The following is a 7,241-nucleotide window of genomic DNA, read 5'->3' as shown; positions in this document are numbered from 1 at the left end:
ACCACCCGCGACGCGCGCAAGGTCTACGCGAAGTGCGTCAGCATTGCCATGTCCGCGCACCGCCGCGGCTGGACCGAAGCCCAGTACGTCGACGCCATCGCCAACGTCAACAGCCGCCTGTGGGCGCAGCTCATGACCCGCCGCGACGGCCGCACCGCCTCCATGCCCACCGCATACAGGCAGCTCCGCAAAGCCTGGGAAACCGGTGTCGCCAACGCGAACAACGTCGGCATGCGCACCCGCGAAGAGATCGCCGACGACGCCGTCGAACTCGCCTACGCCTGGGCCGACCGCCTCGATGCCCGCACCGACAACCTCAGCGCCGACGAGATCGCCGTCATGACCTACGTCATCAGCGAGACCGAGCGACGCGGGATGCTGCGCGTCGCCTGCCCGGGCCGCGACGTGGCCGAGAGCGCGCGCATGCCGCACCGCAGGGCGGCGAGGGTGCTGGGCAAGCTGACGGAGCGCGGGATGCTGGTGAAGTACTCCGCGGGGAAGCGGGGGGAGCCGGGGAAGGGGAGGGCGGCGATCTATGGTCTGCCGCCCGTGGAGGTCGTGGCACATATAAACGGGGGAAGTACCCCTATGTGCCAACCGGAAGAGAGAAGCGAACGCCAAGACACCCTCGCCGCCAAGACAGCCGACGCCGCGCCGCCCGCGCAGGATCCGGAAGTCGGCACCGTGGCACATAGGGATACGTCCGAGGCTGACACCGAATCGGTGGCACATAGGGATACGTCCGCCCTGCAATGGCTTCGCGCCTTCGATGACGCCCTGCGCGCCGAAGGGTACGACCCGGAAGCCCTGGACACCCCGGAGTGGGGCGTCTTCCTCGCGGGATTCCACGCCGCCGGACACGACGCCGGTACTGTCGCCGCGAAGCTCGCCGCGAAGTGGCGTAGCGCCGCCTAACGCGCGGCCCGACACAATCCCGGCTGTTCGTTCCGCACGAGCACGCTTGCCCCTGCCCGGAGCCCCGCGGTACCCCCTCCAGGCAGGGGCGCACACGGGCGTCTACAGGGCCGATTCCTGCCGGTGCCGCACCCCGCGCCGCACACGCCGTATGCGAACGCCGCACCCGCGCCGCACCCCCTGTAGACCGAAACATGTTGCGCCGCAGTAACTCTGCATATTCAGCCAACACGAAACCTGCCAGTATTCACCGGCATGAACACACCAGCACCCCCCGAATACGTGAGCGCCGCCGAGGCCGCCCGCATCACCGGGTTCAGCGCCTACACCCTCGAACGCCTCCGCAGCGAACAGCGCGGCCCCCGCTACCGGATCGTCAACGGCCGCACCATCCGCTACGCCGTCGCCGACCTGCGCGAATGGATGGACAGCCGCGTGGTCGACACGCAGGCTCGATGAGCCCGCATCCCGGCACCGTCGCCGCCACCGCCCGCCGGCACCGCCTCCTCGAGCAGCTGCACACCCTCGCTGATCAGGCCATTGCCGCACTCCGCGACGACATCGCCGACGGCACCGCCACCACCACCGACATCGCCGCCGCCCTCGACGTCGTGATCGGCCGCATCGCAACCCTGACCAGGGAAGACGCCCCCAAGGAGGGCACCCCATGACCGACCGGCACACCTGCACCACCTGTGGCCACGACCTGCCTCCCAGCGCCTACAGCCGCACCACCACCGGCGCCCGCCGCACCGCCTGCCTCGGATGCTTCGCCCAGGCGATCCAGCGCCTCCACGGGCGGCCCCGCAACGACTGGCCCGGCGAGCACATCCCCGCCATCCGGGCCCTCCGCAAGGCCACGAATCGAGCCGCCGCGTGACTGGTCAGGCCCCAAAAAAGACGTCCCGGGCACAGCTGCTCACCGAGGCCGTCCGCAAGCTCCACGCCGAAGGTCTCGGCCGCAACGAGATCGCCCGCCGTCTCGGCTGCGCCGCAGGCACCGTCACCCGCGCCGCCGAACTCGCAGGTGTCAGCTTCGACCGCGCCCCGGTGCAGGCCACCGCGGCCGCGCAGATGGACGCCGCTACCCGCCGCGCCCGCCTCGCGGACGGCTGGCACGCCGTCACCGCCCTCGCCGTGCACCAGCTGATCCAGGCCCTGCGGGACGAACGCATCGAAGGCCGGCACCTCGCCACCGTCGCCGCGATCGGCACGGACAAGGTGCTGCGCCTCGAGCCGGAGCTCGACGAACTCGCCGAATCCGAGATCGAGACCCGCGCCGCGCTCACCGAACTGATGGGCGCGATCCGCGGCAGCGTCGTGGACGCCCGGCAGGTCGGCCTGTCCGCGGTTCCGCCCGGCGCCGACCCCGCCTGCGTCGGCCTGCCCACCTTCTCCGACATTGAGGACTACCCCGCATGACAGAAAACGCCCCGCACCCTGGGCTTTCAGGGTTCCGCCTGCCCCCGGCCACGGCGCCGGCCCCCGCTGAGGAAGCGCCCGACGCGCCGCCGCAGGACACCGGCCCGAGTGTCGCGGCCCTGATCCAGACCCGCCGTGACCGCCGCGCAGGCCGCTACGACCCCGACGCCGTCGATGAGCACGGCCTTCCCACCGTCGGCGCACTGATCGCACGTACCGCAATCGCAAGGAGCACCCGCAATGCCTGAAACCCGTTCCGCCGCTCAGCGTCTCGCCGCCCTCGAGGAGCGCATCCTCGCAGGTGAGACCGTCGCCCCGGCCGAGCTCGCCGCAGCCCGCGCCGCCCTCGAGGTCGAGCAGCTGGCCGACACCGGCCGCGCCCGCCGCGCCGAAGCCGCAGCCCTGGCCGCCGCATACGAGCGCCGGGAGAAGGCGAAGCGGGACGCAATCGCCCTGCGGCGCGAGTCCGTCGAGCTCGGCAAGGCCGCCGCAGCGTTCGCGCAGGCCAAGGCCGCCATCCAGCGCATGAACGAGCACCTCGCCGAGTACGGCGCCGCCCGTGACCAGGCGATCCGCGGCCTCCTCGACGCGAAGGTGCCCGCTGGCGAATGGGGCGTCAACCCGAAGGCATGGGGCCCGGAGATCGACCGCAAGAACCACGTGGTGATCGGCCACGGGGGCACGGTCGGGGCGGTCGTCGTCGACGGCGAACCGTGGGGCGAGGAGACCCCCCGCGGCTGGCTGTCCATCCTGCTCGCGCAGGTCGATTGCGGCGTGCAGCTCGAGGGCGGCCCCGCCCGGGACTCGTGGCCGCACGTGCTGCGCGACCTCGACGGCCCGCAGGCCGCGTGAGCGCCCCGGCCTGGACGCCGCAGTTGCTCGACCGCCTCGAGGTGCACCCCGCGTGGCAGGTGCTCGAGGACACCCTCGCCGACGTCGTACAGGCGTGGGTGGCGGTGGAGGACGGCGACACCCGCAAGGCTGAACGGGTGCTCGCCTCCCTAGTGGCGCGGCTGCGGGCGCACCGGTCGGCGATCGAGGATGCGGCCGCCGGCGCCTCCTGAGACTGCCGCGGGTGCTTGAGCAGGTCGCCCGCGGCCGCGCCGGGCCGTGGGGGTGGCACGTGTCATCGGCCCGGCGCACCAGAACACCCCCCGAGGTACTGAACCCCGGGGGGTGTTCTGCATTTCCCGAGTGCCCGGGGCTCGCGGGCAGGAGCGGGCAGTTACGGGTTGTAACGGTGTCGGGCGTTAGTGTTACAGTGCTGCTCGTGACCGCACCCCGCCGCAACACCGCAATCCCCGGCCGCCGCAGCCGTACCCCCGCCACCGCGCCCGCCGGCACCGCCGTCGCCTACCTGCGCGTGTCCACCGCCGAGCAGGCCGAATCCGGCCTCGGCCTCGGAGCGCAGCGCGCCGCAATCGAAGCCGAAGCGCAGCGCCGCGGGCTGACCATCGTCGGCTGGTACGAAGACGCCGGGGTGTCCGGCGGCCTGGCCCCGTCCAAGCGGCCCGGCCTGCGCGCCGCACTCGCCGCAGTGCGCAGCAAGGAGGCCGCGATCCTCATCGCGGCCAAGCTCGACCGACTCTCCCGATCGGTGCACCACGCCGCGGTGCTGGTCGACACCGCCCGGGTCGAAGGCTGGCAGGTCATGACGCTCGACCTGGCCGCGGACATGACTACCCCCGCCGGGGAGGCACAGGCAGGCATGCTCATGGTGTTCTCGCAGCTCGAGCGCCGTTTGATCGGACAGCGCACCCGCGAGGCGCTGGCGGTGAAAAAGGCGCAGGGCGTGCAGCTGGGCAGGCCCACGCAGGTGCCGGACGAGGTGCTGCGCCGCATCATCACCGAAGCTGCGGCCGGGATGAGCTTGCGCACGATCGCCGCAGGTCTCATGCGCGACGGCATCCCCACCGGCGCCGGTAAGGCGACGTGGCACGCGCCGCAGGTGCAGCGCGCCCTGGACTGCCAGCGCGCCCACGAGCTTGCGGCGGAGATGTTCGCCGACCTGAACAGCCGCCTCGCCTGACGCACCCCTACCGGAAGGAACACGCCATGAGCAGCACATACGAGCGGGGGCACGCCGCGGGGTACGCGGCCGCCGTCGACCGCGAGCACACCGGGGACGCCTCGAGCGCCGAGGACGGGCCGGTGTGGTTCGCCCTGCCCCCGGGGGAGATCGACGCCGCAGCGTATGAAAGCGCCTGGCTCGCCGGGTGGAGCGAGTACTTCGAGGGGCGCGCATGAGCGGCCCGCACGACGTGTCTGCCGCCGCCCTCAGTCGGGAGCACATCGGCATCGAGGTGTACGGCACCCGGCACGTGCTCGACGTGGACACGGCGCACGCCCTGGTGGATGCGCTGCAGGAGGCGCTGCGGCAGGCGCCGAACCTCGACTTCTAGGCGACCCGTTGCCGGCGCCCCCGAGCCCCTCACCCCGGGCCGGGGGTGTTCGCGTCTGTACGGCCCGTACAGCGTCCGTTTTCCGGACCCCGGGCACCCCGGGGTGACCTCATCCCTGCCCGGGCGTGTCCGCGGTCCTGCACGGGCGCTGAGCGGGCACGATCAGGGGCATGACCACGCCCTCCGAACCTGACGACCCCCTCGCCGGCCTCGACTTCAAGCCCGACTCCGCGACCCGCGGCGCGATGCTGTGCAAGACACTGCTGGACGCCGCCGACAGCAGCGTGCTGCTCGCCGGATCCATCCGGGACCGGTACGGGGATCTGGACCCAAGCACGGTGCAGCTGTTCGGCGACGATGAGCGGCCCCTCGGGCCGGAGGCGACGAAGGCGGCGCTGCTGCGCATTCTGTCCGGCCTCGAGGACGCTTTGACCGCGTTCACCGTCGCCACGGAACGGATGCGGGCCGTCGAGCAGGACGCCCGCCGGCTGTGGCCGAACGCCGCCGGGAAGCCTTAGCAGAGTAGATCTCCGAGGCTGTCGGACATCTGGAAGACCTCCGGAAGAACCTGCCGAGGGCGCACAATTTCCGTCTGCGCGACGCGCAGGACACCGCCCTCTGACCTGCGGTTTCATTCGTAAATCGCGTAAACCGGTTTCGCGTCGCAGCGATCTGTCGGGCACCTCGTTGTAACGTTGAACCAAGCTTCCTGCTGGTTTCGGTCCCTCGGGGCACCGATCCGCCGGATATGCGGCCTCCGTACGGGGCCGTATCCCCGGGTCAGGAGGTGAGCAGGGACATGGTCGAGTCGCCCAAAAAGCGAAAGACCCTGGATTACGTCCGGATGGGTGCCACCATCTGGAACGTCTCCAGAGCCTTTCTCGATCTCGCTCAATGGCTGAGCGATCACCTGTGGTTCCTGTAGGCGGGAACTAGAGCGGCGTCGGGTGTCCGTCTGATCAACGGGCCCCGGCGCTTTTCTATATCCCAAAATAGCCTTCTTGCTCAAAAAGCGGCAACACACAGGGCTTTTGTCACAGTCTGATCCGGTATCAACCTTGCCTGAGCGGGTTAGATCCGTCTACGGGCCGTATAGGGCCCCTTACGGGCCTGCCGGGTACGCGCGAACCTCCGTGTGTCACGCAAGATGTGCTGTGAGGAGTGCTCGGAAGTGTTCTACACGCCCCAAAATCGGCCCACCTGGACACCCCAAACTTGGGTTTCGAAGGGTTCTAAACGCCCAGGGGCGGTGTCCAGCGCCGCACAGCGACGTCCAGCGGTGCGGAGCGGGGTGCGGAATCTACGCAGTGCGTGTCCGTCATCCCTGCCGAACGGCGACCCGGCAGGATCAGGGCCATGAGTTCCCCCAGCACCGACAACGGGGGCCGGCCTCGGTGGTCGGCCGCCGAAGCCGCACGCCGCTGCGCCGTCTCCCGCAGCACCATCCAACGCGCCCTGGCCGCCGGCCGGATCCCCGGCGCCGAGCACACCCCGGAAGGGTGGAGCATCCCGCTCGAGGGCCTGCTCGCTGCGGGGTTCACCCCGGACAGGCCCAGCCCGCCCGACCCTGGCCCCGGCCATGCCCGGGCGGATGCCGAGCAGGTGAGCGCGGCTGACCAGCTGGCGGCCCGGGTGCGGGAGCTTGAGGCCGCGCTCGTCGAGCAGCAGAGGGAGACGGAGCGGGAGCGCCTACAGCGGGCCGCGGCGGAGGCGATCGCCCGGGAACGGGCCGAGCAGATTGGGGACCTGCGGCGCACGGTGGCGGCGCTCGAGGCAGGCCGCAGTGATCGTGTCCCGGCGCCTACCGTCCCGGCCCCTGTCCCGGCACCGGTGGAGCAGCAGCAGCGGCGGGGGCTGCTCGAGCGCATCGCAGGCAGGTTCGGCGTCTGACCTGCGACTGCACAGAAATTGTGCAGTCCGAGGAAGTACCGGTCACCTAGGCGACCGGTAGTTGCAGCGCCGCATGCTCGGGAAACGGTCGGGGGCCGGCGGGGTGCGGCGCGGTGCCCCGGATACGGCGGCGCGGGGCAGTAGGCTGCGGTGTTACTGCGGTTCCGGGGTGCCCCTACCACCTGCGCTTACCCCTGAAAAGCAGTGAACCCCCGGCTACCACCCCGGGGGTCCCTGACAAAAGAAGATGCGTCGCTCTCGCAAGCGTCCACACATCCCGCTGCTCTGGGATGTGAGTCTACAGGGTCGCGCGCGGTTACCCCTGCAAGGGACCGCGTTTCTCCGGCCTGTGGCGCGTGGGCCTTGTGGGGCGCCGCCCGACACAAGGAGCCCCCTTGTCAGACATCGCCCCGGCACCGGAACCCGCCCCGGCCCTCGACCGCGCCCTGCCCGGCTGGGCAGTCGACACCATCCGCGACGGCGTAACCACCCGCGACGCGCGCAAGGTCTACGCGAAGTGCGTCAGCATTGCCATGTCCGCGCACCGCCGCGGCTGGACCGAAGCCCAGTACGTCGACGCCATCGCCAACGTCAACAGCCGCCTGTGGGCGC

14 protein-coding genes are annotated in these 7,241 nt (G+C 71.0%); all 14 read left to right on the top strand.

Annotated features, from left to right (window positions below; all coding sequences use genetic code 11):
* The coding region (locus AIIKEEIJ_RS10965) for a hypothetical protein (protein ID WP_161995641.1) at positions 1-915 on the top strand (915 nt) is incomplete at its 5' end.
* A gap of 255 nt (positions 916-1,170) precedes the next feature.
* Complete coding sequence (locus tag AIIKEEIJ_RS10960) at positions 1,171-1,374, top strand: helix-turn-helix domain-containing protein (RefSeq protein WP_161995640.1); 204 nt, start codon at positions 1,171-1,173, stop codon at positions 1,372-1,374.
* Complete coding sequence (locus AIIKEEIJ_RS10955) at positions 1,371-1,586, top strand: hypothetical protein (RefSeq protein ID WP_161995639.1); 216 nt, start codon at positions 1,371-1,373, stop codon at positions 1,584-1,586. The genes AIIKEEIJ_RS10960 and AIIKEEIJ_RS10955 overlap by 4 nt, the downstream gene beginning before the upstream one ends.
* Positions 1,583-1,795 (top strand): hypothetical protein, encoded by a 213-nt coding sequence (locus AIIKEEIJ_RS10950; RefSeq protein ID WP_161995638.1) that lies wholly within the window; start codon positions 1,583-1,585, stop codon positions 1,793-1,795. The genes AIIKEEIJ_RS10955 and AIIKEEIJ_RS10950 overlap by 4 nt, the downstream gene beginning before the upstream one ends.
* Positions 1,792-2,337, top strand: coding sequence for a hypothetical protein (locus tag AIIKEEIJ_RS10945; protein ID WP_161995637.1), 546 nt, complete (start codon positions 1,792-1,794; stop codon positions 2,335-2,337). The genes AIIKEEIJ_RS10950 and AIIKEEIJ_RS10945 overlap by 4 nt, the downstream gene beginning before the upstream one ends.
* A complete protein-coding gene (locus tag AIIKEEIJ_RS10940) occupies positions 2,334-2,585 on the top strand; it encodes a hypothetical protein (RefSeq protein ID WP_161995636.1) in 252 nt (83 codons plus the stop codon). Before AIIKEEIJ_RS10945 ends, AIIKEEIJ_RS10940 begins: the two co-directional genes overlap by 4 nt.
* Complete coding sequence (locus tag AIIKEEIJ_RS10935) at positions 2,578-3,189, top strand: hypothetical protein (protein ID WP_161995635.1); 612 nt, start codon at positions 2,578-2,580, stop codon at positions 3,187-3,189. The genes AIIKEEIJ_RS10940 and AIIKEEIJ_RS10935 overlap by 8 nt, the downstream gene beginning before the upstream one ends.
* Positions 3,186-3,401 (top strand): hypothetical protein, encoded by a 216-nt coding sequence (locus AIIKEEIJ_RS10930; protein WP_161995634.1) that lies wholly within the window; start codon positions 3,186-3,188, stop codon positions 3,399-3,401. Before AIIKEEIJ_RS10935 ends, AIIKEEIJ_RS10930 begins: the two co-directional genes overlap by 4 nt.
* Positions 3,402-3,607: 206 nt before the next feature.
* Positions 3,608-4,366: a recombinase family protein gene (locus AIIKEEIJ_RS10925; protein WP_338020936.1), complete on the top strand. Its 759-nt coding sequence runs from the start codon at positions 3,608-3,610 to the stop codon at positions 4,364-4,366.
* 26 nt (positions 4,367-4,392) lie between these two features.
* Entirely contained in the window at positions 4,393-4,584 is a 192-nt protein-coding gene (locus AIIKEEIJ_RS10920) for a hypothetical protein (RefSeq protein ID WP_161995633.1), read from the top strand.
* Entirely contained in the window at positions 4,581-4,739 is a 159-nt protein-coding gene (locus AIIKEEIJ_RS10915) for a hypothetical protein (protein ID WP_161995632.1), read from the top strand. The genes AIIKEEIJ_RS10920 and AIIKEEIJ_RS10915 overlap by 4 nt, the downstream gene beginning before the upstream one ends.
* Positions 4,740-4,909: 170 nt before the next feature.
* Entirely contained in the window at positions 4,910-5,257 is a 348-nt protein-coding gene (locus AIIKEEIJ_RS10910) for a hypothetical protein (protein ID WP_161995631.1), read from the top strand.
* An 838-nt stretch (positions 5,258-6,095) separates the two neighbouring features.
* Positions 6,096-6,629 carry a hypothetical protein gene (locus tag AIIKEEIJ_RS10905; protein ID WP_161995630.1) on the top strand — a complete coding sequence of 178 codons (534 nt, stop codon included), beginning with the start codon at positions 6,096-6,098 and terminating at the stop codon, positions 6,627-6,629.
* Between the two features lie 395 nt (positions 6,630-7,024).
* Positions 7,025-7,241 (top strand): hypothetical protein (locus AIIKEEIJ_RS10900; protein WP_161995629.1); only part of this gene is annotated, 217 nt, incomplete at its 3' end.

This window comes from Rhodococcus sp. YH1, from assembly GCF_009939605.1.
GTDB classification, from domain to species: domain Bacteria; phylum Actinomycetota; class Actinomycetes; order Mycobacteriales; family Mycobacteriaceae; genus Rhodococcus; species Rhodococcus aetherivorans.
This window is presented reverse-complemented; position numbering and strand designations above follow the sequence as displayed.